The sequence below is a fragment of the Streptomyces sp. NPDC091387 genome, assembly GCF_044756945.1.
In the GTDB taxonomy this organism is placed as follows: Bacteria; Actinomycetota; Actinomycetes; order Streptomycetales; family Streptomycetaceae; genus Streptomyces.
This window is the reverse complement of the sequence record NZ_JBIVTZ010000007.1, coordinates 35,130-61,473: the sequence shown is the minus strand read 5'-3', so window position 1 is coordinate 61,473 and position 26,344 is coordinate 35,130. Positions and strand designations below refer to the sequence as shown.

Below are 26,344 nucleotides of genomic sequence, written 5' to 3'. Positions count from 1 at the left end.
CGCAGGGGGCTGTCACGACCGGCACGATGTGGCCTGTGTCGTCAGTCATGGGCAGGCGTGTTGGCGGGCATCCGGCCTCAAGTTCGAGGCGGACCTGACGGGGCGGCCGGGACGGCGCTACCCTGCGCGGACGATCCTTCAGTGGAGGTGCGCATGCGACGTTCCGTCGCGCGGAATGTGTCGTTCTTAGGTGTTCTCGCCGTGGTGGCGTCGGTCGGGGCGGCAGCCCCGTCCTCGTCCGCGCCACCGGTCTCACCGCCGGCCAAGTCCCCGGTCGCGGTGGGATACGGGGGAGCGGTCTCCAGCGTCGACGCCGACGCGACCGCCGCCGGTATCGAGGTGCTCCGCAAGGGCGGCAACGCCGCCGACGCGGCGGTGGCGACAGCGGCGGCGCTCGGGGTGACCGAGCCGTACTCGGCGGGGCTGGGCGGTGGTGGCTACTTCGTCCACTACGACGCCAGGACCCGTACCGTGCAGACCATCGACGGCCGGGAGACCGCACCGCGCAGCGCGGACTCCTCGCTCTTCATGGAGAACGGGAAGCCGCTCGCCTTCGCCGACGCCGTCACCAGCGGACTCGGCGTCGGCACCCCCGGCACCCCCGCCACCTGGAAGAGCGCACTCGACACCTGGGGCAGCAAATCGCTCCGGCAGGTGCTGAAACCGGCCGAACGCCTCGCCCGGGACGGCTTCGTCGTCGACAGCACGTTCCGTTCCCAGACCGAGGGCAATCAGGCCAGGTTCGCCGACTTCCCGGCGACCCGGAAGCTCTTCCTGCCCGGTGGCCAACTGCCGGTGGTCGGATCGGTGTTCAAGAACCCGGATCTGGCCCGTACCTATGACGAGGTCGGCCGCAAGGGCCTCGACGAGATCTACCGGGGCAAGCTGGCCGAGGATGTCGTGCGGACAGTACGCAATCCGCCCGTGGACCCCAAGTCCTCCCGGGCGGTGCGGCCGGGCGACCTGACCGCGAAGGACCTGCGCTCCTACCGGGCGCTGCCGCAGGCGCCGACGAAGACCGGCTACCGGGGGCTCGACGTGTACGGCATGGCGCCGTCCTCCTCCGGTGGTACGACGGTGGGCGAGGCCCTCAACATCCTTGAGTCCACGGACCTTTCGAAGGCGAGCGAGGCGCAGTACCTGCATCGCTACATCGAGGCGAGCCGGATCGCGTTCGCCGACCGGGGGCGCTGGGTCGGCGACCCGAAGTTCGAGGACGTACCGACGAAGGAACTGCTCAGCCAGCGGTTCGCCGACTCGCGGGAGTGCCTGATCAAGGACGACGCGGTGCTGACCAGCCCGCTCGCGCCGGGCGACCCCCGTCACCCGGCGGACTGCGCCACCGGCGGGAAGGCCGCGCCGACGACGTACGAGGGGGAGAACACCACGCACCTGACGACCGCCGACAAGTGGGGCAACGTCGTCGCGTACACCCTGACGATCGAGCAGACCGGCGGCAGCGGGATCACGGTCCCGGGGCGCGGCTTCCTGCTCAACAACGAGCTGACGGACTTCTCGTTCGCGCCCGCCGACCCGGCCGTCCACGACCCGAACCTGCCCGGTCCGGGCAAGCGGCCGCGCTCGTCGATCTCGCCGACCATCGTGATGAAGCACGGGCAGCCCGTGCTGGCCCTGGGTTCGCCGGGCGGCGCCACGATCATCACGACGGTGCTGCAGTCCCTGATCGGCAAGGTCGACCGGGGGCTCTCCCTGGTGGACGCCATCGCGGCGCCCCGCGCCAGCCAGCGCAACGCCGCGACGACGGAGCTCGAACCGGGGCTGTGGAACAGCCCGGTGCGGGCACAACTCGAAGCCCTGGGGCACGTCTTCAAGCCGAACCCGGAGATCGGTGCGGCGACGGGTGTGCAGCGGCTGCCGGACGGGCGATGGCTCGCGGCCGCGGAGCCGGAACGCCGGGGTGGCGGTTCGGCCATGGTGGTGAGGCCGGCCGGCCGGTCCTGACGGGCCGACGACAACGAGACACGGGGGCCGGCCGTCGCGTGGTGAACGCGGTGGCCGGCCCTCGGGAGTATTGACGTGGGCATGCCAGGGGGAGCATCTTGGCATCTCGGTAAGGAAACTTTCCTCATCGAAGGGCACCCCCACGATGCGTATGCGAACGCTTGCCCTCGCCGCAGCCTCCGGCGCCGCTCTGCTCGCGGCCGGATCGCTGCCACAGGCCGCCCCCGGCGGCTCCCCCACCGCGGCACGGAACGCGCACCCGGGCGCGGTGCACCTCGCAACCGTCGCCCACACCGCCCGCCTCTCCGACGGCACCGGCTCCGGCATCAGGGAGGGCTCCGTCAGTGCGGCCGGCCTGCTGGCCAAGGTCTCGTCCTGTTCGCAGATCTCGAACGGCAAGTACCGTACGGACGAGGAGACATCGGCCACGGTGCCGGTGTGCGGCAAGAACGGTGCGGTGTTCTGGAAGGCCGACATGGACATCGACTGCGACGGACAGGTGACCACGGCCTGCAACGCGAACACCGACCCCTGGTTCCAGGACGACACCGCGTTCCACACCTCGGGCGACAAGCCGCTGAGCGCGGAGAAGCTGCCGTACGTCGTCGTGCCGAGCAGTAGCGGCATCTGGAACTACAGCAGCGCCGGGATCAAGGGCGGCGGCGTCGTCGCCGTCATCTACGGCGGCAAGGTGGAGTACGCCGTCGTCGGCGACACCGGCCCCGACAAGATCATCGGCGAGGCCTCGTACGCCACGGCGAAGGCCCTCGGCATCGACCCCGACCCGGAGACGGGCGGCGCCGAATCCGGGGTCACGTACATCCTGTTCAAGAACTCCGAAGTGTCTCCGATCGAGAGCCACGACGCCGCCGTGACCGCCGGGGACGCCCTCGCCAAGAAGTTCCTGCAGAACAACTAGGCCGTGTCCGCGGTGGCTGTCACAGCGCGGTCAGGATCCTGGGGCCGTCGTCCGTGATCGCCACCGTGTGCTCGGCGTGGGCGGCCCTGCTGCCGTCGGTCGTGCGCAGCGTCCAGCCGTCCCGGTCGGTGTCGAACGTGTCCAGGCCGCCGCCGAGCAGCATCGGTTCGATCGCCAGCACCATTCCGTGCCGCAACGGCATCCCGCGACCCGGTCGTCCCTCGTTGGGGACGCCCGGGTCCTCGTGCATGGACCGGCCCACGCCGTGGCCGCCGAACCCCTCCAGAATGCCGTAGCCGGCCGTACGGCAGACCCGGCCGATCGCGTGCGCGATGTCACCGATCCGGTTGCCGACGACGGCCGCCGCGATGCCCGCCTCCAGCGCCGCGAACGCCGTCTCGACCAGCCGGGTGTCCGCGGGCCGGGCGCGGCCGACGGTGAAGCTGATCGCCGAGTCCCCGACCCAGCCGCCGAGCTTCGCGCCCGCGTCGATGCTCACCAGATCGCCGTCGCGCAGCCGCAGGTCCGTCGGGATTCCGTGCACGACCGCGTCGTTGACCGACGTGCAGATCACGCCGGGGAACGGGACCGGGGCGAAGTCGGGCCGGTAGTTGAGGAACGGTGACCCGGCGCCCGCCTCGCGCAGGACGCCGCGGGCCACCTCGTCGAGTTCCCGCAGTGAGACGCCGACCGCCGCCGCGTCCCGGGTGGCCGCCAGTATCTGCGCGACGACTCGGCCGGCCTCGCGCATGGCTTCGATGGATGTGTCTGTCTTGAGTTGCACCATACCAATTACTATACCGGTTCAAGCGGTATTAGAATGACGGCATGGTACGAACGCCCCTGACTCCAGAAGAGCACCTGCGAGGCGAGCGGCTCGGCCGCCTGCTCCGCGAGGCGCGCGGCCGCCGCAGCATGGTCGACATCGCCCGCAACGCCGGAATCTCGGCCGAGACACTGCGCAAGATCGAGACCGGCCGCGCCCCCACCCCCGCCTTCTTCACCGTCGCTGCACTGGCCGGCGCGCTCGGCCTCTCGATGGACGAGCTGCTCATGCGCTGCGCCCCGGAGCCGGACGTCGTGCCGCTGGCCGGGTAGCCGGAGCGGAAGGGGTGAGGTGGGAGCGGGCCGCGCCCCTGCGGTGCGTAGGGTTGCGCCATGAGCCTCCAGGAGTTCGCCCGAAGCGAGTACGTCAGCCTCACCACGTACCGGAAGAACGGCACGCCCGTCGCCACACCGGTCTGGGCGGCCGTCGACGGGGACGAGCTGCTCATCTGGACCAAGACCGATTCGTGGAAGGTCAAGCGGCTGCGCAACGACAGCCGCGTCCTCGTCACCGTCTGTGATGCCCGCGGCCGGATCGCGCCGGGCGCCGCGAGCGCCGAGGGGACCGGCCGGCTCCTCGACGCCGAGGGCACCGATGCCGTGCGCCGGGCCATCAGCCGCAAGTACACCTGGAAGTACTGGCTGCTGGACTACCCGGCGATGATCGTCCGGCGCGGCAAGCGGCCGCACACCGGGATCGCCGTCACCTTCTGAGCCCCGGACGCCCGTACCGCCGGCGGCGCGCGCCGCCGAGCTCGTGCGCCGCTCGCACCAAGGCCGAAAAGAGCGCGTAGTCGTCCCGTAACACACCTGCGGTCGAATGCCTGCGGACTGGAAGGTTCCAGCCGACGGCGGCCGAGGGCGACGGTGACGGTGCATCAACATGCGGTGTCCATAAGCGAGTTCGCGCGCTACCTGCGATACCTGACGCAGCTGCTCGATCCCGCGCGGGGCTGGTACGGGGTCTTCCACGGACGCGATCCGGAAGGGATGCGGGCCTGTCTGGAGGGCGCCGAGATCCCGCCCTGGGATGTGATGGAGTCGCTCCTCGCGGATCTCGCGACGGCGCGCGGCACCGTGTTCGCCGAGCTGGAGTCGGTACGCGCGGCCGAGCTCTACGCCGCCTCGGCCGCGGCCCACGACCGCCGCCCCGGTGGGAGGCAGCAGCTCGTGGAGCGCCTGGAACTGATGCTGCGGGAACAGGCGCACGCCGCCCGGCGGCTGCGTACGGCCCATGCGGGAGGCGAGACGGTCGCGCTGGACGCCGAGTCGGCCGCCTGGGCCCGCGACGACCACGAACGCGCCTCGGCCCGCTGCGCGGAGCTGCGCCGGCGGCTGGCGGCGCTGGCGGTGCCCGGGGGCTGGTTCCGCGACGAGACGGATTCCGTGGCCGGGGCGCCCGGCGACGGTGCGCGGGCGGGTTGGGACGCCGCCCCCGAAGCCGTACCGGAGCCCGCTCAGCCTGCTGGACCCCCTGAGCCCGCTGAGTATGCCCCCGTCCCGCCCGGCCTCTCCCTGCCCGACCCGGGCCCCGCCCCCGCCCCGCCCGTGCGCGGAAGGCCGCGGGGCGCCCGGTTCGCCGGGCTCGACGTGGACGACGAGAGCCCGGTCTCCGTGGCGCCCCTCCTGCCCGTGCCACCGGTGACGGCCGCCGTGCCGCGCGGCGCCCGGTTCGGCGGCGCGCGGGGCGAGGACGGGGACCCGGCCACGCGTGCCGCCCCCGCTCCGGACCCCGCGGCGCTGAAGTCGGCCCGGGACACCGTCGCGGTTCTGCTCCGGCTGCGGACGGAGGGCCGCAGCGGGGAGGCGCACGGGGTGCTCTGCGAGGCGGCCGGGCTGCCCGCGGACCGGTTGCCGGTGCTGGCGGCGGAATTCCAGCGGGCGGGGCTCGACGCGGACTGGGGCACGCTGCTGTGGGAGGTCTCCTCGCTGTCCCCGGCCGTCCTCGCGGCGGCGGCCGCCGCACTGGCCGGGGCGGGGCGGCCGGAGGACAGCGGCCGGCTGCTGCGCCAGGGGGTGGCGCGGCCCGCCGCCGAGATCGCCGATGCCGTGGTCGCGCTCGACCGGGCCGGCCGGGGCACCCAGGCGCAGGCGCTGCTCGGCGCCTTCGTCCGGGTCAGGACCCCGCAGGACGCGGCCAGGATCGCGGAGGGCGATCCGCGCCATCTCGTACCGCAACTGCTGGCGGCGGCCCGCGGGGTGTCCGAGGCGCGGGAGCGGGACGTGGTGCACGCGCTGCGGGTGGCGGGGATCGGATAGCACCGGGACCCGCCCACCGGCCCTGTTTCCCGGGCTGGACCGCACGGGTGCGAAACATGATCGACTCCGCTGGTTCACGGCGATGGTCTTGCCCCGCTGTGTGACGGGGCTTACGTTCTCCTCTACGCACGTGTCTACGGGCGTAGAAAATGCCAAGAGGCTCTCTGACGCCGCGTCGAAGGAGCAGCTCATGTCCCACGTCGTACGCGCCGCACTCGTCCAGGCGACCTGGACCGGCGACACCGAATCCATGATCGCCAAGCATGAGGAGCACGCCCGCGAGGCCGCCCGTCAGGGGGCGGGGATCATCGGCTTCCAGGAGGTGTTCAACGCCCCCTACTTCTGCCAGGTACAGGACCCCGAGCACTACCGCTGGGCCGAGGCCGTGCCGGAGGGCCCGACCGTGCAGCGGATGCGGGAACTGGCCCGGGAGACCGGCATGGTGATCGTCGTCCCGGTCTTCGAGGTCGAGCAGTCCGGCTTCTACTACAACACCGCCGCCGTGATCGACGCCGACGGCTCGTATCTCGGCAAGTACCGCAAGCACCACATCCCGCAGGTCAAGGGATTCTGGGAGAAGTACTACTTCAAGCCCGGAAACGCCGGCTGGCCGGTCTTCGACACAGCGGTGGGCAGGATCGGCGTCTACATCTGCTACGACCGGCACTTCCCCGAGGGGTGGCGTCAACTCGGACTCAACGGAGCCCAGTTGGTGTACAACCCGTCGGCGACCTCGCGTGGCCTCTCCGGCTACCTCTGGCAGCTGGAACAGCCGGCGTCCGCCGTCGCCAACGAGTACTTCATCGCCGCGATCAACCGCGTCGGCCAGGAGGAGTACGGCGACAACGACTTCTACGGCACCAGCTACTTCGTCGACCCGCGCGGTCAGTTCGTCGGGGACGTGGCCAGCGACAAGGCCGAGGAACTCCTCGTCCGCGACCTCGACTTCGGGCTCATCGACGAGGTCCGCCAGCAGTGGGCGTTCTACCGGGACCGCCGACCCGACGCGTACGAGGGACTGGTGGAGCCGTGAGCAGCCTGCACCACCGCCACCTCGCCGTCAGCCCCGACTGGATGGCGCTCTACTACCGGCACCCGCTGGAGATCACCCACGGCGAGGGCCGCCACGTCTGGGACGCGGACGGCAACCGCTACCTCGACTTCTTCGGCGGCATCCTCACCACCATGACCGCCCACGCGCTGCCCGAGGTCACCAAGGCCGTCACCGAGCAGGCCGGGCGGATCATCCACTCCTCCACGCTCTATCTGAACCGGCCGATGGTCGAGCTCGCCGAGCGCGTCGTCACCCTCTCCGGCATCCCGGACGCCCGGGTCTTCTTCACCACCTCGGGTACCGAGGCGAACGACACGGCGCTCCTGCTCGCCACCGCGTACCGCAGGTCGAACCAGATCCTCGCGATGCGCAACAGCTACCACGGCCGGTCCTTCTCCGCGGTCTCCATCACCGGCAACCACGCGTGGTCGCCCACCGGCCTGTCACCGCTCCAGACGCTGTACGTGCACGGGGGCGTCCGCACCCGCGGACCGTACGCGCACCTGAGCGACGCGGAGTTCATCGCGGCCTGCGTGGCGGACCTGGAGGACCTGCTCGGCCACACCCGGGACGCCGCCGCGCTCATCGCCGAACCCATCCAGGGCGTGGGCGGGTTCACCTCACCGCCCGACGGGCTGTACGCGGCGTTCCGCGAAGTCCTGGACCGGCACGGCATCCTGTGGATCTCCGACGAGGTGCAGACCGGCTGGGGGCGTACCGGCGAGCACTTCTGGGGCTGGCAGGCGCACGGGGGCAGCGGTCCGCCGGACATCGTCACGTTCGCCAAGGGGATCGGCAACGGCATGTCGGTCGGGGGCGTCATCGCCCGCGCCGAAGTCATGAACTGCCTGGACGCCAACTCCATCTCGACGTTCGGCGGTTCGCCGGTCACCATGGCCGCCGGCCTCGCCAACCTCTCGTACCTCCTCGAACACGATCTCCAGGGCAATGCCCGCCGGGTCGGCGGGCTGCTCATCGAACGGCTGCGGGCGATCACCGCCGGCTCGGAGTGCGTCCGGGAAGTGCGCGGCCGGGGCCTGATGATCGGGATCGAGCTGGTGAAGCCCGGCACGGACGAGGCCAGTCCCGAAGCGGCCTCGGCCGTCCTGGAGGCGGCCCGCGAGGGCGGGCTCCTCCTGGGCAAGGGCGGCGGCCACAACACCAGCGTCCTGCGGATCGCCCCGCCTCTCTCGCTCTCCATCCCGGAGGCGGAGGAGGGTGCGGAGATCCTCGCCGACGCGCTGCAAGCGGCGGGGTGAGCCCGCGGCGGTGCGGCGCTCCCGGTCACGGCGAGGGGGCGCCGCCGGTGCGGCGCGCCCGCCGTGGCCGGACGGGACCGGTTCCGCCCGTCGGGCTACCGTCCGACGCGGTCGAACTTCACCGAGCCCCCGTTCCTCTCGTCGTCGGTGCCCCAGACTGCGCGCCGGCCGGGCAGGAAGGCGATGGCGTCGATCTTCCGGTCGTCCCGCTCGGTGAAGAGGGCCAGCGGGACCAGTTCGTGCGTCGGCTTCAGGCGCAGCACCGCGTCATGGGCCACGTTGACGGTGAGCCGGCCGGCGTCGTAGACGGCGGAGGTGAACGGCCCGTCGTCCACGCCGGGGTCCGAGGCCGACGAGACCATGACGGTGCCGTCGTCGAGGACCTTCAGGTCGCTGATGTGCCGTACCTCTGCCTGCTCGGGGAACGGCACGGCGAACTCCTGCCGCGCGCTGACGGTGCCGAAGTACGGGCCGTACGCGCCGATGCGCACCGAGGAGGCGCGCACGACGGCCGGCCGTTCGCCGCCGCCCCGCGTCGCCCACACCGCGAAGGTCCTGCCCGAGCGGTCCCGGTGCAGCGCGAAGCCCTCGTAGGCGTCGCCGTCGCGCCGGCCCGGCAGCGCGACGGGGTCGCCCTCGACCGTCGCCCGGCCGTGCTCCACGACGATGTGGAAGGCGTCGCCCCCGCCCGTCACGGCGATGTAGTGCCCGGGGAGGCCGGGCACCGCGTCGAGTGCCTCCAGACCGGCGGGGAGCACGCCGAACCACGGGAGTTCCCTGACCACCGGGTCCTGGCCGGGCCGCAGACGTACCGTCGCCACCCTGGACTCGCGGGCCCCCGAGTTGCCCCGTACGACGACGGCATCGGCCAGGCCGTCACCCACGGGCGCCCCCTCGGCCGTCGCCATGCCGCTCACCCCGCCCCGGCTGCCGGAGCCGACCCGCTGCCAGCCGTCGGACGGGCCGGCGGGGGGAGAGGTGGCGAACGACGCGCACAGGACGACCGAGGCGATGACTGCGTTTCTGATCATGGGGCGAAGCTAGGCGGCCGCACCCCGGGTCCGGGAAGGACCGCCGTTCGCCGTCCGGAGGGTTCCCCCGCACGGACTCGCGGCACTCGCCCGTCCGGGGCCCGGCACATCGGCGTATACGACCCGGCCCGGGGCCGCACCCGCGCGGCCGCACCGTGCCGGGCAGTGGGCCGCGCGCTGGGCCGGTGGAGTGCCGGACGGGTGAAACGGAAACGTCTTCAGCGGTTAGCCGCAGCGGTATTGCCACAGTGGGCAACCCACTTCTACGTTCTTCACCACGCACTGGTCTACGTGCGTAGACCCATTCCGCCACAGTGAGGAGGGGTACATGAGCCGCACCGTCATCCACGGCGGCCTCGTCATCACCGCATCCGACGAGATCCATGCCGATGTACTCGTCGAGGGCGGCCGCATCGCCGCGCTCGCCGCGCACGGCACCGACGCCGCAGCGAGCTGGACCGCAGACCGGACCATCGACGCCACCGGCAAGTACGTCATCCCGGGCGGCGTCGACGCGCACACCCACATGGAGATGCCGTTCGGCGGCACCTTCGCCGCGGACACCTTCGAGACCGGTACCCGGGCGGCGGCCTGGGGCGGCACCACCACGATCGTCGACTTCGCGATCCAGTCCGTGGGGCGCTCGCTGCGCGAGGGACTCGACGCCTGGTACGCGAAGGCGGACGGCAACTGCGCCATCGACTACGCGTTCCACATGATCCTCGCCGACGTGAACGCGTCCTCGCTCAAGGAGATGGACCTGCTGGTGGCGGAGGGGGTCACCTCCTTCAAGCTGTTCATGGCCTACCCCGGCGTCTTCTACAGCGACGACGGCCAGATCCTGCGGGCCATGCAACGGGCCGAGTCCAACGGCGGCCTGATCATGATGCACGCGGAGAACGGCATCGCCATCGACGTCCTGGTCGAGCAGGCGCTCGCCGAGGGCCGTACCGATCCGCGCTACCACGGAGACGTCCGGAAGGTGGCGCTGGAGGCCGAGGCCACCCACCGCGCCATCCAGCTCGCCCGCGTCGCCGGCGCCCCGCTGTACGTGGTGCACGTCTCCGCCGACGAGGCCGTCGCCGAGGTCGCGGCAGCCCGCCACAAGGGGCTTCCCGTCTTCGGGGAGACCTGCCCGCAGTACCTCTTCCTCTCCACCGACAACCTCGCCGAGCCGGACTTCGAGGGCGCCAAGTACGTCTGCTCCACACCGCTGCGGCCCAGGGAACACCAGGAAGCGCTGTGGCGGGGCCTGCGGAACAACGAGCTCCAGGTCGTCTCCACCGACCACTGCCCCTTCTGCTTCTCCGGGCAGAAGGAGATGGGCCGCGGCGACTTCTCGAAGATCCCCAACGGAATGCCGGGCGTGGAGAACCGGATGGACCTCCTGCACCAGGCGGTCGTCGACGGCCACATCTCCCGCCGCCGGTGGATCGAGATCGCCTGCGCCTCGCCGGCCCGGATGTTCGGCCTCTACCCGAAGAAGGGCACCATCGCCCCGGGCGCCGACGCCGACGTCGTCATCTACGACCCGGCCGCCGAGCAGACCGTCTCCGCCGAGACCCACCACATGAACGTCGACTACTCGGCGTACGAGGGAAAGCGGCTCACCGGGCAGGTGGAGACCGTGCTCTCGCGCGGTGAGGTCGTCATCGACCGCCGTACGTTCACCGGCCGCGCCGGCCACGGCATGTACACCCCGCGCGCCACCTGTCAGTACCTGGACTAGGAGCACCTGGCATGGACTTCGGACTCGTCCTGCAGACCGACCCGCCCGCCTCCGCCGTCGTCGGCCTGATGCGCCGCGCCGAGCGCAACGGCTTCCGCTACGGCTGGACCTTCGACTCGGCGGTGCTCTGGCAGGAACCCTTCGTCATCTACAGCCGCATCCTCGAACACACCGAACGCCTCGTGGTCGGGCCCATGGTCACCAACCCGTCCACCCGCACCTGGGAGGTCACCGCCTCCACGTTCGCCACCCTCAACGACATGTACGGCAACCGGACGGTCTGCGGCATCGGACGCGGCGACTCGGCGATGCGGGTGGCCGGCCGCCGCCCCAACACCCTGGCCCGGCTGGGCGAGGCGATGGACGCCATCCGCGACCTCGCCGAGGGGCGCGAGGCGGTCATCGACGGACAGCCGGTCCAGATCCCCTGGATCAAGGACGGCAAGCTGCCCGTCTGGATGGGCGCCTACGGCCCCAAGGCCCTGGCACTCGCCGGGCAGAAGGCCGACGGCTTCATCCTCCAGCTCGCCGACCCCTTCCTCACCGAATGGATGATCAAAGCGGTACGGGACGCGGCGGCCGAGGCGGGCCGCGACCCGGACTCCGTCACCATCTGCGTCGCCGCCCCCGCCTACGTCGGCGACGACCTCGACCACGCCCGCGAACAGTGCCGCTGGTTCGGCGGCATGGTCGGCAACCACGTGGCCGACCTGGTCACCCGCTACGGCGAGCACTCCGGTCTCGTCCCCGAGGCGCTGACCGCGTACATCGCGGGACGCTCGGGCTACGACTACAGCCACCACGGCCGGGCCGGAAACCCCGACACGGCCTTCGTACCGGACGAGATCGTCGACCGGTTCTGCCTGCTGGGACCGCCGGCGGCGCACATCGAGAAGCTCCGGGCCCTGCGCGACCTGGGCGTCGACCAGTTCGCCGTCTACAACATGCACGACGCCCGCGAGGCCACCATCGACGCCTACGGCGCCGAGATCATCCCCGCCCTCTCCGACTGACCGCCTCCCCGGTCGCACCGCCCCGCCCCGCACGGCACCGATTCCGAGCGAAGGGTCCAGCCGTCATGACATCGACCGTCCCACCGCCACCACCGCAGGACCGGATATCCGAGGCCCCCGGCCGTATCGAACTCGCCCCGGGCACCGTCCCCACCGACAACCGGTTCGTCAACGACGACCTGCTGCCCGTCCCGTTGGAGCGGCGCGACTGGACGACGTACAACTTCGCCGCGCTCTGGGTCGGCATGGCCCACAACATCCCGTCCTGGCTGCTCGCCTCCGGCCTCGTCGCCCTCGGCATGGACTGGAAACAGGCCGTCTTCACCATCGCGCTCGCCAACCTGATCGTCCTCGGCCCGATGCTGCTCACCGGGCACGCCGGACCCAAGTACGGCATCCCGTTCCCGGTGCTCGCCCGTGCCTCGTTCGGGCTGCGCGGCGCCAATCTGCCCGCGCTGATCAGGGCCGCGGTGGCGTGCGCCTGGTTCGGCATCCAGACCTGGATCGGCGGCGTCGGCATCTTCACCCTGCTCGGGAAGATCTTCGGCGGCTGGGCGAAGGCGTCCGAGATCGGCGGGCAGCCGTGGACGCTCTGGCTCTGCTTCGCGGTGTTCTGGGCCGTCGAACTCGCCATCATCTACCGGGGGATGGACGCCCTGCGCCGGTTCGAGAACTGGGCGGCGCCGTTCGTCATCGTCGGCGCGGTGGTGCTGCTGGTCTGGGTCGCCGTCAAGGCGGGCGGCTTCGGACCCCTGCTCGACCAGCCCTCGAAGCTCGGCTGGGGCAAGGACTTCTGGCCGGTCTTCTTCCCCTCCCTGATGGGCATGATCGCCTTCTGGGCGACGCTCTCGCTGAACATCCCCGACTTCACCCGCTTCGGCGCGGGCCAACGCGCACAGATCCGGGGCCAGTCGTTCGGTCTGCCCACCACGATGACGCTCTTCGCCCTGCTCTCGGTGCTGGTGACCTCCGGCTCGCAGGCCGTGTACGGCGAGGCGATCTGGGACCCGGTCCAGCTGGTCGCACGTACCGACAACGTCTTCGGGCTGCTCTACGCCCTGGTGACGGTGCTCATCGCGACCATCTCCGTGAACATCGCGGCGAACGTGGTCTCACCCGCGTACGACCTGGCGAACCTCGCGCCGAAGCTCATCAACTTCCGTACCGGCGCGCTCGTCACGGGTGTCGTCGGCGTGCTGATCATGCCGTGGAAGCTCACCGAGACGCCCGAGCTGTACATCTTCACCTGGCTCGGTCTCGTCGGCGGGCTGCTGGGTACGGTCGCCGGCATCCTCATCGCCGACTACTGGATCGTCCGGCGCACCGTGCTCGACCTCGCCGACCTCTACCGGCCGGGCGGCCGCTACTGGTACACCAACGGCTGGAACTGGCGGGCCGTCACCGCCTTCGCCGTCGGCGGCGTCCTGGCGATCGGCGGCTCCCACTCCGAGCCCGGAAAGGGACCGTTCCCGGCCGGTGGGCTGATCCCGTTCCTGAAACCCCTCGCCGACTACGGCTGGGCGGTGGGGCTGGCCTCGTCGCTGGTGCTGTACGTGGTGCTCACCGGCCGGCCCGGCGTCACGCCGTCCCCGTCGAACGGCCCAGCAGGGCGTTGATGTCGAACGACTCGTCCGGGGGCGGCGTGGACGTGGGCACCGGCTTGTCGAATCCGGAGAAGTTCACGGTCGCGTCCGCCCCGTCGCCCTGAAGGGTGAGCCGCAGGGGGTACGGCTTTCCGGTGGCCGCCACGTACAGGACCAGCGTCATGTTGTGCCGCATCCTGGTCAGCGGTATCACGGACGCCTTGCCGAGGGTGGTCGGCGCGGCCTTGTTGAGCGTGCCGGCGTCGTTGTCCGCGTTGTCGCTGACCAGCTGCTGGAAGGTGTCGAGGTCGCAGGCCTTCGTCAGCGTGAGCAGCCGGGGGTCGGTGGCGGAGGCCCTCATCCAGCGGCCGTTCAGGATCGCGGCGAAGGCCGAACCGCCGTCGGGGACCTGGTTCTTCCAGAAGTCCGCGTCCGGTTTGACCCAGACGTCGTTGCCGCGCTTGACGAGCTGCGCAGAGCCCTGGCTGTTGCCGAGATCCACCGAGCCGTCGCAGTTGCCGCTCCGGTCCAGGGTGAGGTCCAGGGACATCGGCGTACTGTCCCTGCCGAGGTCCCCGCGGCTGCTCAGGTGCAGGGAGTGTGCGTCGAGCAGGGCGTCGCGGGCGCGGTCGGCGATCTGCTGTGCGGTGAGATCGCCGATGTCGTCGGCCTGCGCCACGCCGCCGACGAGGCCGCTGCCGGTGACGGTGAGCACGATCGCCGCGGTCCATGCGGCAGCACGTGTGCCGAGGTGTGGACCGGTCACGTCGCCTCCTCGAAGGGTCATGGCGGGGCTGTTCAGGTCTGCGGTCCGATCTTTCGAGCGTACGCCGGGGCAGGGGCCGCCGCCCGGCGGACGGACGGCCACCGAGTGGGTGCGAAGAGTGACGTTCTGTGGCGTTTTCGGTTAGTGGGCGGGGGACGGGCGCCAGAGCACCCGGTTCGTCACGACCGAGAGGAAAACATGAGGAACACCATGCGGAGTCTGTCCGCGACCGTGCTGTGGGGCGCCGCTGTCGCGGGCCTGACCACGGCGTTCGCGGTCTCCGCCGGCCTGGCCGCGGCGGCCTCGGCCGCCGCCCCGACGGCGACGCCGCCGGGCCTCTCCTGCGACACGGGCAAGCACGCCGGCGACGACCACACCGGTTACGCACTGTGCCGGAACAACGGTGGCGCGACGCAGACCTTCTGGGTGCACCTGGTCTGCGGCTGGTCCCCGGACGTCGACGGCGAGCACGTCACGCTCAACCCGGGCCAGTCCGGCCAGTCGACCGCGCACTGCGCAGGCCTCGGTACCGGAATCGGCAAGATCACGGTCCAGCCGTAGGGCCGGAGGGCTCCTTGCGCTCGTGGGGCCGCATGAGGTACGCGAGTGCTTCCGCGGCCCCACATGTTCCCGAGAGCGGCCCCCGACACTCCCGCCGCACGGTTGAGCGGACCGCCCCGACTCGTTACCCTCCAGTAAGTTCGTTCGGGCGGACAGGTGCGCGCACCTGACGGTACGAGGGAGGCGGGCAGCACATGTCCTCAACGGAATCCATCGGAACGGACGTGGCGGCTCCGGCCGGACTGGCCGACAGCGCACGGGCCCTGGCGGACGGCCGCACCACCGCCACCCAGCTGGTCTCCGCCGCCCTCACCCGGATCGAGGCGAGCCAGGGGACCCTCAACGCCTTCCGGCACCTGCGCGCCGAGGCCGCACTCGCGGAGGCGGCCGAGGCCGACCGCCGACTGGCCGCGGGGGAGCGGCTGCCGCTGCTGGGCGTGCCCGTCGCGGTCAAGGACGACACCGATGTCGCCGGGATGCCCACCTATTTCGGCTGTGCGGGGGAGCTGCCCGCCGCCACCGCCGACAGCGAGGCCGTACGCAGACTGCGTGCCGCCGGAGCCGTCATCGTCGGGAAGACCAACTCCTGCGAACTGGGCCAGTGGCCGTTCACCGAAGGGCCGGCCTTCGGCGCCACCCGCAATCCATGGAACACCGACCACACCCCCGGCGGATCGTCCGGCGGTTCGGCGGCCGCCGTCGCCGCCGGGCTGGTGCCCGCCGCGCTCGGCTCCGACGGCGCCGGGTCCGTCCGCATCCCGGCGGCCTGGACGCACCTCGTCGGCATCAAACCGCAGCGCGGCCGGATCTCCGTCCACCCCCGCAGCGACGCCTTCCAGGGCCTCACCGTCAACGGACCGCTGGCCAGGACCGTCGGCGACGCCGCCCTGCTCCTGGACGCCGTCGCGGGCGCGCACCCCGACGACCCGCACCGCCCGCCGCCCGTCGAGGCCCGTGCCGCCGCCCTCCGTGACCCGGGACGGCTGCGCATCGCCGTCGCCTGGCGGCCCCCGCTCACCCTCACGCGGACCGCGCCCCACCCGGAGGTACGACGCGCCGTCGCCGCGCTCGCGGAGGCCCTGGCCGCACTCGGCCACCACGTCGAGGAGGCCCGGCCCCGCTACGGGCTGATCGGCCTGGGCTTCGTGCCCCGCGCCACCGCGGGCATCGCCGAACTCGCCGCGCTGCACCCCCAGCCCGCGCTCCTGGACGCGCGCACCCGCAGCGCCCTGCGCACCGGCACCCGGCTCGGCGGCCGGCTGGTGCGGGCGGCCAGGGAGCGCGAGGTGCGCCAGCACCGCCGGATCGGCGCGCTGTTCCACCCCTCCCGCGGCCGGGCCGGCTCGGGATTCGATGTGCTGCTCACTCCGACCACCGCCCTCCCGCCGCCCCGGATCGGCAGCTTCGACGGGCTGAGCGCCTGGCGCACCGATGTGGCGATCGCCGAGGCCTGCCCGTACGCCTGGCCCTGGAACGTGCTGGGCTGGCCAGGGATCAACGTCCCCGCCGGGTTCACCTCCGACGGCCTGCCCGTGGGCGCCCAGCTGCTCGGCCCGTCCCGCAGCGAGGAACGGCTGATCTCGCTGGCCGCCCAGCTGGAGGCCGACCGCCGCTGGTACGAACACCGGCCGCCCGCCGCGCCGTAGGCGTCACTCCGGGCGGCAGGCGCCGACCACCGACCCCAGCGCGGGGTCTTGTCGGACCGGGGCGGCGGGCTGCCTGCTCAAGTACACCGAACGGGCCGAACTGCTCCAGGCGATCCGCGTCGCGGCCCGTGGCGACGCCCTGCTCACGCCCGCCATCACCCGCCGGCTGATCGGAGAGTTCGTCGCCCGGCCTCCGGACCGTTCCACCGCCCCCGGATTCGAGAGCCTGACCCGCAGGGAACGCGAGGTCAGTGCCCTCGCCGCCCGAGGACTGACGAACGAGGAGACCGCCGCGCACATGGTGATCAGCTCGTTCACGGTCAAGACGCGCATCAGCCGCGCCATGATCAAGCTGGGCGCCCGCGACCGCGCCCGACTCGTCGTTCTCGCCTACGAGTCGGGGCTCGTCACCCCTCCCGAACCGAAGCGCTGAGCAGGGCCGGTGGGCCCTTTCCGAGGGGCGGCCGGGGCCCGGCTACGGCACCCGGGCGGTCCACTCCTCGGTGGCGAACTTCGTCCGCACCAGCTCCTCCGCCTGGGCCATCTCTTCGGCTGTGACGTCGCCGGTGGTGAGCCCGTAGCGGTTGCGGAAGGAGGCGATCATGTTCTCGATCACCTGTTCCCGGGCGAGGCCGGTCTGGCGGCGGAGCGGGTCGACGCGCTTCTTGGCGCTCTTGGTGCCCTTGTCGGAGAGCTTCTCCTTGCCGATCCGCAGCACCTCCAGCATCTTGTCGGCGTCGATGTCGTACGACATCGTCACGTGATGCAGGACGGCCCCAGGGCCACCATTGGAACCGACGATCCGCTTCTGCGCTGCGCCGGCGATCTTTCCGGCCTCCGTCGCGATGTCGTTGAGCGGCTGGTACCAGGCCTTGATGCCCATGTCGCCGAGGGCGCCCAGCACCCAGTCGTCGAGGTAGGCGTAGCTGTCGGCGAAGGAGAGGCCGGAGACCAGCGACTCCGGCACGGACAGGGAGTACGTGATGGTGCTCGTGGGCTCGACGAACATGGCCCCACCGCCAGAAATCCGGCGCACCACGGTCATTCCGTGCCTTGCCGCCCCCTCGGGGTCCACCTCGTTGCGCAGCGACTGGAAGCTGCCGATGACCACAGCGGGCGAGGCCCATTCCCAGACCCGCAGCGTGGGCGCCCGCCGCCCGGCGGCCACCTCGGTGGTGAGGACCTCGTCCAGTGCCATGTGCAGGGCCGGGGCCTGCGCTTCCGTGTGCACCAACTGCCAGTCGTAGTCGTTCCACTCGCTTGCGTGGGCCAGCGCTCGCCGCACGGCGATGCCGACGCCCTCCGCGGTCAGGCCGAGCATGACGGTCGACTCCGGCAGCCCCGCCGTGATCCGGGCCGCCAGGCCTGCGGCATCCGTTGAGGACGGGGCACCCTCCAGGGCCCTGTCCATCGCGAGAATCGCCTCGTCGGGCTCCAGGAAGAAGTCCCCGGCGACGCGCACGTCGCGTAGTACGCCTTCGTCGACGTCCAGGTCCACGACGACAAGCTTGCCGCCGGGCACCTTGTATTCTCCATGCACGGCTTGGTTCCTTTCCGGTGCGCGGCATGGGATAGACGCGCACATACCTCGCATCGCACTTTAATACCTGCGGGTCGCATCCATCACGACCCGCACCAGGCCACGTGCGGGGTCATCTCCACCAGCCTTGTGCCGGCCTGGATACGGTGGCGGCACGGCGACGATCCTGCGACACCCTCGGCCAGGGTTCACATGGGGCTGGTGGGCCGTCGACGCCGAGGGCTTCCTCGTGCAGTTCAGCGGAGGGCCCGCCCCCGAGCACCCACTGGCGCACGTGGACCGCGTCGACGCCGCAGCCGCGTGGGCGGAGGAACACCGGCCCCCATGGTTCAACCGTGGGCCCCTGCCGCTCCACGTCTTCGGCTGTAACGGCGAGTTGCCGACCTACACCCGGAACGATGTCCCGGATTCCCCGTTGCGGCTGTCCGACGCACCGGCAGTCATCGCGGGCGTTGCGGCCCTGGTCGAACCGAACAAGGCAGTGGGAGAAACCTGGAGCCTTTTCCAACCTCAGGTCGAGGCGTGGTGAAGGGCGACGGCGGTCCTTCGCGATGCCGGCGATCCGGTTGGTGACGCAGCGAGTTCCGCAGGAGGCACCGGCCCTTCAGGATGGCCATGGCCTGCTCGCCGGGCAGCGGATCCGGCCGATCGGCAGCAGGGTGCCATCCAGGATCACGAGCACCTTCGTCCGCACGGTTTCACGGCACCGTCCGCGCCCCGCCCCTGGCCGATCGCGACGGTCCACCGCTGCAAACGCGAAGCCGTCGGCGTCTCTGCCCACCCGAAACCGTCGCCGCCACGTACGGAAACCCGAGATGCCGCTGGGCGCCCTTTCGGATTCGTACCGGGCAATGGCTCAGTGCGGTGATGTGGCGTACCGCTTTCCGTTGCGGCACCGGAGCAGGAAACGGCGCGGTCTGCGCCCTCCTGGAGGCGCCCCGTCGCGGCACCAATCAGGATCAACGACATCGTGGAGGGCGTTCTCACTCTTCATCACGCATCAGAGTCGGTCGATGTCCGGCAACTCCTGCGCCAAGACCCGCGCGAGCCCTAAGCTGTGGCAGGAAGGGACGAATTTCCCATATCTCAGGAGGAAAAATGCCACGGGGGAGTAGGAGCCGACGCGATAATCAGGTGCTTGCCGCATGGATCGGCGGGGCCGCAATAATCATTGCAGCCACGATAACCGCAATTGTCACATTCGCAGGAGCCAGCTCCGGGGGAATCAATAACAACTGCAGTGGAACTAAAGTCGACTGCAATATCGACAACACCACAGAAAAGTAGCGAGAGGTAAGGGTTCGCCGCTATGACTGCCGTAAGGCGCGTATGGGCACCCGCTTTTGCGGCCTGCCTCACCCTCGCGATCTCCGCTTGCCAAGGTGGACCCAGCAATAAATGCACCGGGGCTGCAAATTGTCGCATATCGTACAATGCGCCGGAATCTCCAACTCCTGACGATTCCCCTCTGCATTTAATTGGATCGCTTGAGGGGTGCCCCGCGGGCTGGTATTTCGATCGGACACCGAACGAGATGAATAAATCGGGGAACCTGTCATTCGATGCACTGGCGAAAGACGGGGTACCTGTTTCGGGGTACGGAGGGATGCAGTTCTTGATAACGGCCACTACGCCGAGCAGAGAAGCTTCTCTCATCACGGGCATTCATGTCGATGTGTCGAACCGTACGAGACTCAAGAGCGGGGTGGTCGTCGCCAATACGACGGGCTGCGGAGCAAACTCAAACAACCGTCTCATGGACATGAATCTTGATCAGGATCCTGTGCAGTTGGGGTCTCGCGACAACATATGGGTGAAACCGACGGTCCCAGCGGTGCGCTTTCCCGTCCAACTCACCACCAAGGATTCCGAGGCGTTCGAGTTGTCCGCCTACACCGATTCCTTCGTCAGATTCTCGGTGAAAGTTGACTGGAGGGTCCACGGGAAAACGGGGACGAGCCTTTTCGACAACAAACAGCGCGGCTACATGGTGGCAGGTTTCGGAGATTTGCCAATTTATCAACTTGACGCAGGCAGAAAAACCATAATTCCATACGATAACGATATCCCGTTGGGTCCCACCAGTATTCCACAGGTTTGCGGAGAGTTCCTCCTCGGTGGGCAGAGGGTTCAAATTTTGAATGTCTCGGGTAACATCGATTGTGCTGTAGCGGCGAAGGTTGCCGATGCGTATGCCACCGGGAAGAAATATCGTGGCTGGAGTTGTTCGACCAACTCCCAGAGCGCGACGAGGAGCACTGGTGTTTTCAGTCATTGCGATAACCGGAAGGCGCGTGTCGCGCTTGTCCGGCCCGGAATCATTGGAAATTCTATCTCGACCCCATGAAATTGCTGAGCTTTTCAGACCTCACGTCTATGCGTATCAGCCCTTTCCAGCCCGATGGCGGCGCCGTCGAGGCAGACTGAGCCCCTTCCCTCTCGATCAGGTGGCGAGTTCGAGGGCGACGACGGCGCGGACGACGGCGCTGATCCGGGTGGTGCTGCGGCGGAGCCTCCGCAGGAGCCGCCGGCATTTGAGGGTGGCCATGGCACGTTCGCCGAGGCTGCGGATCTTGGCGTGATCGCGGTTGTGACGCCGACGCCAACCGCGCAGCCCCTTGCCCCGGAACGGGACGCGGACAGCAGGACCTGCGCCCTGGTGTGCCGTGTCCGCCCAGCACTTGACGCCGTCGGCGGTCAGGGCGGCGGGAATGCCGTGGGTCCGGGCCGCGGTCAGATCGTGCACGGCTCCGGGGAGCGCGTCCGCGGCTCAGATCAGACGGCCGGCTGGGTCCGCGAGGACCTGCACGTTCATCCCGTGGTGTTTCTTCTTCCCCGAGTGGTACGGCTGGTCGGCGGCGATGCGGTCGATCGGTAGCACGGTGCCGTCGAGGATCACGTACGCCTTGTTCCGGACGGTCTCCATGGCCTGTTCCAGCGTGGGCGCGAGTTGCGGCCAACCACCCGTCAGGTTGGAAACGGCTTCTGGACGGTCTACCTCGACGAGGGATGGGCCTGACCAGGCCGTGTATCGAAAGTGGACCTTGGGCTGTGAATGATCACGGATAAGGGCCCTGCCGTCGTCGGCAAGGCCCTTCGCGTCCGTTCGTTCGCTCGCTATGCCGCCGCGCCTCCGAGGATTCGCAGCGAGTACTTGTCGTACGCCCGGTGCAGAACCATCACCACGGGGCCCGAGGTGAATACTCCGCTGACGACGTACTCCTTCTTGTTCTTGGTCTCGGCAGCCCGCTCCTTGTACAGGGAGTCGGTTTCCCTCTTGGCCTGTTTGAGCCAGGAGGACGCCTTGGCGTGATCGATTCCCGCCACGTCCAGCTCGGTGCAGGCCGCGAGGAAGTCGAGAGCGCCGGACTTGTCCGTGCCGGTCCCGCACAGCAGGGACGACAGGTTCGTGTGGTCGGCGAATCCGGCTGACACCGTCGTTCCGGTGCCGCTTCCGGTTCCGCCGCGTCCGTGGATGTACGTTCTCATCTTCCCGTTGGGCATTTCCTGCCTGACGGGTTTGTCCAGGCTCAGCTTCCAGTCCTTCGCGAGCCGGGAGAGAAAGTCCTTCCCGGTGTATCCGGCGGCCATCGTGACCCCCGCGCCGATGCTGGGCCGGTCCTTTCCGGCCACCGCGTGCTTCGGCAAGTCGGTGGCAGGCGTCTCGGCCGGCGTGCCGGACGGCGTGGCTGCGGCCTTGGGCGCCGCAGCCGTCGGACGTTCGGATGCCGCCGTCTTCTCGGGGGTGCTCCGGCTACAGGAGACGGCCCCCGCCGCACCGATGGCGACCGCCATCAGTACGACGGGGACGCGCAGGGCGGTGCGCATCACAGGCCGCCGTCGTTGAGGCTGCAGATGCCGGGGTCGGCGAAGGAGGCCGGGATGAAGCCGACCGCGTCGAACACCACGTTGTCGTCTCCGGTGGCACCCTTCTGGATGTTGTCCAGCTCGATCCGGCCGCCCTTCCAGAAGGTGAAGGTGCCCATCTCGACCCAGGTCTCCTCGCCCGCACTGCGTGTTCCCTGGTTGATGCTGCAGTGATCGGGTTTGGCACCGGCCGAGTTCTCGCCCGGTATGAAGTCGTACCCGATCGATGCTTCGGCGCCATGGCTGGGCAGGTGGACATAGACCTTGTAGCGATTGCCGGGCTGGTCTCCGGAAGGAAGCAGTTTCGGGTTGATCTGCCACCGGCCGGTGATCTTGTGGAAGATCTCCCCGTAGCCGTAGCTGTGTGTGAAGTACACGTGGTGGTCGTACCCGGCGCCGAGCTGGTGAAGGTCGATGTTGCCGATGTAGGGAGTTGCGCGGTAGGAGCTGTCACCCCTTTGCATGGTGAAGTTGTCACCGGACTGGAGGGTGAACTTGCCGTCCCAGGCCCCCTCGAAGTCCCCGCAGTCGTAGGTGTCCTCGTGCTCTCCGAGGTCATCGATGACGATGGCGTTGGGATTGCCGTTCGGCCAGTCGAAGCAGTTGCCGTGGTCGTACTTGCTCTGCAACTCGGGTTCCGACGAGCCGAGCGAGTAGCGGAGATTCTCGGTGCTGGAGTTGCTGGTGCTCTGCGAGCCTATCCATTCCGCGCTCTTGCCCCAGTAGCACAGGTTGTTCCAGCTCGGGCACGGGTCCGCCACGGCCGGGTCACACGCATTGGACGCGTCGCAGAACAGGCCGTACGCGGGAGTCTTGAGGACGGACAGCGGCATGTCGGGCCGGACGTAGGACTCTTCGTTGTTCCAGGTCCGCTGGGGGGTCTCCGCCCAGCCGAGGATCTTCTCCGAGTAGTTCCACTCGCCGGGGCGGGAGGCGTCGTCATAGCTGTAGCGCAGGAACGCCTCCCGGTCCGCCGGGTAGCTCGGGTTGATCGGGTTGTTGAAGAAACCCAGGCCGGCGTAGGTACCGACGGTGTAGACGCCCGAGTTGTAGCCCCACAGCGCCATGTACCAGTTCTCGATGTACGCCGGGCTGCCGCTGTTGGCATTCATGCCCAGCGCCTTGAGCTGGTTCCACTTCTCGGCCAGGATGCCCAGACCTGCGGCGATGTTCGCCGCGTAGTCCGTGGTGACGGCGCCCGCGTGCAAGGTGTCCAGCTGATCGGGGTACCCCTCGTCCATACCGGTCGTGACCTGGGCGATGCCGTAGCCGCAGTCGGCCGCGGTCCGGTCGGGATATCCGTGGGTGCCGTTCCCGTTCCCGAGCCAGTCGGACCTGGTGACGTTGCCCGAGTCACCGTTCATGGAGTGCCAGGACGCCTGCTTGAAGTTGGACTCCTGGGCGAGGATGCCCAGCATGACCTGTGCGGGAATCTCGCCTCCGCCGGTCAGTGACGGCTTGGGGAACAAACCCTGCGGGGTGTAGCCGGCAAGACCGGTGTCGTGCCAGTTCTGCGGGCGCGAGAGCGTCAGTTGGCCGTGAACAGCCTGATCGACAGCCCACTCGACCTGGTTGGCGCTGGCCTGGAGAGCCTGACGCTTGGGGTCGTTGCGCTTGACGATGCAGGGGGTTTCCATCCTCTCGATCTTGCCGTGGACGGCCGCACCCGCCCCGGACAGGCACTGGGTTTCCGGCCCGCCCTCACCACAGTTGGGAGGATCGTCGTCATCGGACATGACGAACGCGGTCGGGCCCATCGGCAGCGACGCGTCCGACTTCGGCCGCTTGCGGTCGGCGTCCACGAGCTTGGTGGCCTTCGCACCCGTCTTCAGCGCGGTCGCCTTGACGGTCAGCGTTCCGGCGCCCTTGGCCCGGGACGAGCCGACGCCCTCGGTTATGCCCTTCATCTGCTCGGAGAACACCGAGTGGGTCACCAGGTGACCGAGGCGCGAGATCCCGGCCACACGGCCGTCCACCGCGTGCTTGGCGAGTCCCGGGGCCTTGCCGGTGTCGATTCCCTTCACGTCACCGACGACCGCGTCGCCATTGGCCATGGGGAGGAGCTTCACCTTGCCCTTCGGAGCCCGGCCCAGCTCGGTGAAGGCCTTGCCGTCGAAGCGGGAGATGACGCTGCTCCCGCCCTCGACCGTGCCGACGTCCACGGCGCCGTTCTTCGAGGCGGCCAGCGCGAACATCGGGCCGGGTACCTTGGAGAGCTTGCGGGCGGACAGCTTCGTCTTCCCGTTGTCCTTCAGGTCGACGAGATTGCCGGCGAGGACGCCGACGGTGCCCTTCTGCGTGGGCGTGACGTGCGTCAGGTAGCCGTCGACAGTGCGGCGGGAGGACACCGATCCGGTGGCCGCGTCGACCGAGATCACCGTCGTCGAGCCGACCGACGTGTCCGTGGCCGAACTGGAGGTGAACGCCACCTCGTCGCCCGCGCCACAGCCCGGCGTGAAGTAGGCCAGCTGCACCTGGTCGGGAACCTCGGTGACCTTGCCGTCGGAAAGACGGATCACCGCGGCGAAAGCGCCGCTCGCGTAGGCACCGGCCTTGTTGGACCAGACCGACGGTGCGTAGACCGCCGCCGCGTAGTTCCCTGAACCCGTGGTGCAGACGTAGCCCGTCCACGGGCCGACGTCGGACAGTTCCTTACGCTTGAGACGGGCGATCTCGTAGAAGGAGAACCCGTCGCTCTCCCGCGCCGCGAGGATGTGCAGACCCTCGGCGTCGCCGGTGGCCTGCACGATCTTGTCCGCCGACGAGGTGTAGTCCGCCCCCAGGTCCTTGCTGGGCGCGGAGAACAGGCGGGATGTGCTTTCCGTAGCGGCAGGGGCCGTTGTGGTATCTGCGGAAGCCATCGGGACCAGCGCGGCGGATGCCGCCACCACGCTCATGATGACCAGCGGATTCATGGACAAGTGTCGTATAAGACGTCTTTTACGCACGATGCTCCTTACATCCAGTCCGTGCATCTGCCGTGCATGACTGCGAGGCTCGCATCGACCGGCCAGTCATTGGATTTGCCGGGGTCCTGGATGACGTACCTCGTCGGCTCGGGGTCGTACGTGGCATTGACGTCGTTCCAGCACGCCTTCGCCGTCGTCTTCTTCCAGTTCCGCATTTTGGTGTAGGCGCCCGCCACACCGTCGCCGAGAAGACCCGCCGTATCGCCGGCCTGGACGCCGCCGTCGGGATCGCGTGTCGTCCACAGTGTCAGGTACACATAGTCGGGCGATGTGTCGAGATCGCGTGAGACTTTTGCCCATACTCCCTGACACATCGGCGACCACAGCAGCCGCACCGAGACCGACTCGTCCCCCGTGGCCACCTGCTGAAGAATCTCGGCGTCCTCGTCACACCCCATCGCAATGGGGTCCTTTCCCGAACACGTTTCCCGAAAGCAGTCGACTGCTGCCGCTGGGGACGCCTGTATTCCCTGAAAGACTCCGGCCAGCAGCGTCAGCGCTGCCGCCGCCGGCCCCCATCTACGTATGCCATGCACACACATCACCTCATACATTTATTTCTCCGTGCCGCACGATCGCGGCACGGACGGCTGTGTTCGTCCATCACCTCTGTGCCGCTCCGGGTGCCGGAGAGGCAGGCGCAGCCTATGTGAACGCGCCTGGGGTTATGTGGAGGTATTGCGTCCCCCGCCTGCGCGGATACCGAAGCTGGACATGTCGCCGCAGCGCACCTAAAAGGTGGTGTGCGGCCATAAGGGGATGTGCGTCAGAGGGTGTTTACGCGGCGAAACGCGGGGGTAATCGGTGCCCCTCGGGGCGGCGATTGAGGTGCAGACGTACCACTTGTCAGTTGTGCGTTTGTGGCACCACGGGGTGCGCAACCCCGGTAAGCCGAACCTGTGACTCAGAGCTTGTTATGAGATTTGGCTGAAAAGAGGCCGCCGAACGCGGCGAGGGCATACCCGCGGTCCGGGCCGCGGGACACATGCTGCCCGGACTGGTCCTGGACCTCGACGCCACGCCGGTCACCTGCCACTCCGAGGCGCAGACGCCCGTATCTCTTCGATGAATTCCTCGACGTTGCCGTTCAGCAGGTGGGGAAGCGGTCGGGACCGCGGTCAGGTGCGGGGACAGCACGGTGACGGTGGCGGCGTACGAACTCGTCGGTGCACTGGGCTTCCGCACGGTGGGTGATGGTGAGCTGGTCGAAGGTGTCTCCGGCCGGGCGGCAGGCGGTCCGTCAGCTACCCGCTCCGCGTCCCCGCTCCGTCGTACCGGGAAGAGTCAGGTCACCCCATGCGACCTGATCCGTCACGCCAGCCCCAGCGAGATGATGCCGGGGCAAAGCGGCGATGGCCCGT

General features: G+C 69.4%; 21 protein-coding genes and 2 pseudogenes. 15 read left to right on the top strand and 8 right to left on the bottom strand.

The features are described 5' to 3' along the window. Positions 1-153: 153 nt before the first annotated feature. Both ggt and ACIQM0_RS15875 read left to right on the top strand, forming a co-directional pair. Entirely contained in the window at positions 154-1,962 is a 1,809-nt protein-coding gene (gene ggt, locus ACIQM0_RS15880; protein ID WP_401286536.1) for a gamma-glutamyltransferase, read from the top strand. A gap of 145 nt (positions 1,963-2,107) precedes the next feature. Next, complete coding sequence (locus ACIQM0_RS15875; protein ID WP_401286535.1) at positions 2,108-2,881, top strand: glycoside hydrolase family 75 protein; 774 nt, start codon at positions 2,108-2,110, stop codon at positions 2,879-2,881. Between the two features lie 19 nt (positions 2,882-2,900). On the opposite strand, the gene map is transcribed toward ACIQM0_RS15875, so the two are convergent. Further along, positions 2,901-3,668 (bottom strand): type I methionyl aminopeptidase, encoded by a 768-nt coding sequence (map, locus tag ACIQM0_RS15870; protein WP_401286533.1) that lies wholly within the window; start codon positions 3,666-3,668, stop codon positions 2,901-2,903. A gap of 41 nt (positions 3,669-3,709) precedes the next feature. On the opposite strand from map, the gene ACIQM0_RS15865 reads away from it, so the two are divergent. From ACIQM0_RS15865 to ACIQM0_RS15845, 5 genes are all read left to right on the top strand, one after another. Beyond that, positions 3,710-3,979, top strand: coding sequence for a helix-turn-helix domain-containing protein (locus ACIQM0_RS15865; protein ID WP_401286531.1), 270 nt, complete (start codon positions 3,710-3,712; stop codon positions 3,977-3,979). A gap of 60 nt (positions 3,980-4,039) precedes the next feature. Next, positions 4,040-4,420 (top strand): PPOX class F420-dependent oxidoreductase, encoded by a 381-nt coding sequence (locus ACIQM0_RS15860; RefSeq protein WP_401286529.1) that lies wholly within the window; start codon positions 4,040-4,042, stop codon positions 4,418-4,420. A 153-nt stretch (positions 4,421-4,573) separates the two neighbouring features. Then, the gene (locus tag ACIQM0_RS15855) at positions 4,574-5,965 is read left to right on the top strand and encodes a hypothetical protein (protein ID WP_401286527.1); all 1,392 of its coding nucleotides are present in this window, start codon (positions 4,574-4,576) and stop codon (positions 5,963-5,965) included. 190 nt (positions 5,966-6,155) lie between these two features. After that, complete coding sequence (locus ACIQM0_RS15850) at positions 6,156-6,998, top strand: nitrilase-related carbon-nitrogen hydrolase (protein WP_363020805.1); 843 nt, start codon at positions 6,156-6,158, stop codon at positions 6,996-6,998. After that, positions 6,995-8,278, top strand: a complete 1,284-nt coding sequence (locus tag ACIQM0_RS15845) for an aspartate aminotransferase family protein (RefSeq protein WP_401286526.1) — start codon at positions 6,995-6,997, stop codon at positions 8,276-8,278. Before ACIQM0_RS15850 ends, ACIQM0_RS15845 begins: the two co-directional genes overlap by 4 nt. A 95-nt stretch (positions 8,279-8,373) precedes the next feature. On the opposite strand, the gene ACIQM0_RS15840 is transcribed toward ACIQM0_RS15845, so the two are convergent. Then, positions 8,374-9,309: a hypothetical protein gene (locus tag ACIQM0_RS15840; protein WP_401286524.1), complete on the bottom strand. Its 936-nt coding sequence runs from the start codon at positions 9,307-9,309 to the stop codon at positions 8,374-8,376. A 328-nt stretch (positions 9,310-9,637) separates the two neighbouring features. Between ACIQM0_RS15840 and hydA the strand changes: the two genes are divergently transcribed. The 3 genes from hydA to ACIQM0_RS15825 all read left to right on the top strand — a co-directional run bounded on the left by hydA (position 9,638) and on the right by ACIQM0_RS15825 (position 13,667). Further along, complete coding sequence (gene hydA / locus ACIQM0_RS15835; RefSeq protein WP_401286522.1) at positions 9,638-11,038, top strand: dihydropyrimidinase; 1,401 nt, start codon at positions 9,638-9,640, stop codon at positions 11,036-11,038. Positions 11,039-11,049: 11 nt separating this feature from the next. Further along, on the top strand, positions 11,050-12,051 hold the full coding sequence (locus ACIQM0_RS15830) for a TIGR03842 family LLM class F420-dependent oxidoreductase (protein WP_401286521.1): 1,002 nt from the start codon (positions 11,050-11,052) through the stop codon (positions 12,049-12,051). A 65-nt stretch (positions 12,052-12,116) separates the two neighbouring features. Beyond that, complete coding sequence (locus tag ACIQM0_RS15825) at positions 12,117-13,667, top strand: NCS1 family nucleobase:cation symporter-1 (RefSeq protein ID WP_401286520.1); 1,551 nt, start codon at positions 12,117-12,119, stop codon at positions 13,665-13,667. On the opposite strand, the gene ACIQM0_RS15820 is transcribed toward ACIQM0_RS15825, so the two are convergent. Then, positions 13,630-14,400 (bottom strand): hypothetical protein, encoded by a 771-nt coding sequence (locus tag ACIQM0_RS15820; protein WP_401286518.1) that lies wholly within the window; start codon positions 14,398-14,400, stop codon positions 13,630-13,632. The genes ACIQM0_RS15825 and ACIQM0_RS15820 overlap by 38 nt on opposite strands. 198 nt (positions 14,401-14,598) lie before the next feature. Here ACIQM0_RS15820 and ACIQM0_RS15815 point away from each other — a divergent pair, with 198 nt between their 5' ends. The 3 genes and pseudogenes from ACIQM0_RS15815 to ACIQM0_RS15805 form a co-directional block, all read left to right on the top strand. Then, positions 14,599-14,961: a hypothetical protein gene (locus ACIQM0_RS15815; RefSeq protein ID WP_401286516.1), complete on the top strand. Its 363-nt coding sequence runs from the start codon at positions 14,599-14,601 to the stop codon at positions 14,959-14,961. Between the two features lie 194 nt (positions 14,962-15,155). Then, complete coding sequence (locus ACIQM0_RS15810) at positions 15,156-16,607, top strand: amidase (protein ID WP_401286515.1); 1,452 nt, start codon at positions 15,156-15,158, stop codon at positions 16,605-16,607. A 52-nt stretch (positions 16,608-16,659) separates the two neighbouring features. Continuing rightward, positions 16,660-17,040 (top strand): annotated as a pseudogene (locus tag ACIQM0_RS15805) (response regulator transcription factor); the annotation flags it as partial. Between the two features lie 42 nt (positions 17,041-17,082). Here ACIQM0_RS15805 and ACIQM0_RS15800 read toward each other — a convergent pair. Next, a complete protein-coding gene (locus ACIQM0_RS15800) occupies positions 17,083-18,147 on the bottom strand; it encodes a biotin/lipoate A/B protein ligase family protein (protein ID WP_401286514.1) in 1,065 nt (354 codons plus the stop codon). Between the two features lie 274 nt (positions 18,148-18,421). On the opposite strand from ACIQM0_RS15800, the gene ACIQM0_RS15795 reads away from it, so the two are divergent. Further along, the gene (locus tag ACIQM0_RS15795; protein WP_401286512.1) at positions 18,422-18,676 is read left to right on the top strand and encodes a hypothetical protein; all 255 of its coding nucleotides are present in this window, start codon (positions 18,422-18,424) and stop codon (positions 18,674-18,676) included. Between the two features lie 1,077 nt (positions 18,677-19,753). Further along, positions 19,754-20,494: a hypothetical protein gene (locus tag ACIQM0_RS15790; protein ID WP_401286510.1), complete on the top strand. Its 741-nt coding sequence runs from the start codon at positions 19,754-19,756 to the stop codon at positions 20,492-20,494. 96 nt (positions 20,495-20,590) lie between these two features. Here ACIQM0_RS15790 and ACIQM0_RS15785 read toward each other — a convergent pair. The 4 genes and pseudogenes from ACIQM0_RS15785 to ACIQM0_RS15770 form a co-directional block, all read right to left on the bottom strand. Then, a pseudogene (locus ACIQM0_RS15785) lies at positions 20,591-21,097 on the bottom strand (transposase family protein); the annotation flags it as partial. A gap of 167 nt (positions 21,098-21,264) precedes the next feature. Continuing rightward, positions 21,265-21,975: a hypothetical protein gene (locus tag ACIQM0_RS15780; RefSeq protein ID WP_401286509.1), complete on the bottom strand. Its 711-nt coding sequence runs from the start codon at positions 21,973-21,975 to the stop codon at positions 21,265-21,267. Next, complete coding sequence (locus ACIQM0_RS15775) at positions 21,975-24,929, bottom strand: hypothetical protein (RefSeq protein WP_401286507.1); 2,955 nt, start codon at positions 24,927-24,929, stop codon at positions 21,975-21,977. The genes ACIQM0_RS15780 and ACIQM0_RS15775 overlap by 1 nt, the downstream gene beginning before the upstream one ends. A 41-nt stretch (positions 24,930-24,970) precedes the next feature. Continuing rightward, positions 24,971-25,537, bottom strand: coding sequence for a DUF2690 domain-containing protein (locus tag ACIQM0_RS15770; RefSeq protein ID WP_401286505.1), 567 nt, complete (start codon positions 25,535-25,537; stop codon positions 24,971-24,973). Between the last annotated feature and the right edge of the window lie 807 nt (positions 25,538-26,344).

Bases quoted from the DNA above. Each gene is read 5' to 3' on its own strand.
- ggt (WP_401286536.1), top strand. From the start codon at position 154: ATGCGACGTTCCGTCGCGCGGAATGTGTCGTTCTTAGGTGTTCTCGCC.
- ACIQM0_RS15875 (WP_401286535.1), top strand. From the start codon at position 2,108: ATGCGTATGCGAACGCTTGCCCTCGCCGCAGCCTCCGGCGCCGCTCTG.
- map (WP_401286533.1), bottom strand. From the start codon at position 3,668: ATGGTGCAACTCAAGACAGACACATCCATCGAAGCCATGCGCGAGGCC.
- ACIQM0_RS15865 (WP_401286531.1), top strand. From the start codon at position 3,710: ATGGTACGAACGCCCCTGACTCCAGAAGAGCACCTGCGAGGCGAGCGG.
- ACIQM0_RS15860 (WP_401286529.1), top strand. From the start codon at position 4,040: ATGAGCCTCCAGGAGTTCGCCCGAAGCGAGTACGTCAGCCTCACCACG.
- ACIQM0_RS15850 (WP_363020805.1), top strand. From the start codon at position 6,156: ATGTCCCACGTCGTACGCGCCGCACTCGTCCAGGCGACCTGGACCGGC.
- ACIQM0_RS15840 (WP_401286524.1), bottom strand. From the start codon at position 9,309: ATGATCAGAAACGCAGTCATCGCCTCGGTCGTCCTGTGCGCGTCGTTC.
- hydA (WP_401286522.1), top strand. From the start codon at position 9,638: ATGAGCCGCACCGTCATCCACGGCGGCCTCGTCATCACCGCATCCGAC.
- ACIQM0_RS15830 (WP_401286521.1), top strand. From the start codon at position 11,050: ATGGACTTCGGACTCGTCCTGCAGACCGACCCGCCCGCCTCCGCCGTC.
- ACIQM0_RS15825 (WP_401286520.1), top strand. From the start codon at position 12,117: ATGACATCGACCGTCCCACCGCCACCACCGCAGGACCGGATATCCGAG.
- ACIQM0_RS15815 (WP_401286516.1), top strand. From the start codon at position 14,599: ATGAGGAACACCATGCGGAGTCTGTCCGCGACCGTGCTGTGGGGCGCC.
- ACIQM0_RS15810 (WP_401286515.1), top strand. From the start codon at position 15,156: ATGTCCTCAACGGAATCCATCGGAACGGACGTGGCGGCTCCGGCCGGA.
- ACIQM0_RS15790 (WP_401286510.1), top strand. From the start codon at position 19,754: ATGCAGTTCTTGATAACGGCCACTACGCCGAGCAGAGAAGCTTCTCTC.
- ACIQM0_RS15780 (WP_401286509.1), bottom strand. From the start codon at position 21,975: ATGCGCACCGCCCTGCGCGTCCCCGTCGTACTGATGGCGGTCGCCATC.
- ACIQM0_RS15775 (WP_401286507.1), bottom strand. From the start codon at position 24,929: ATGAATCCGCTGGTCATCATGAGCGTGGTGGCGGCATCCGCCGCGCTG.
- ACIQM0_RS15770 (WP_401286505.1), bottom strand. From the start codon at position 25,537: ATGTATGAGGTGATGTGTGTGCATGGCATACGTAGATGGGGGCCGGCG.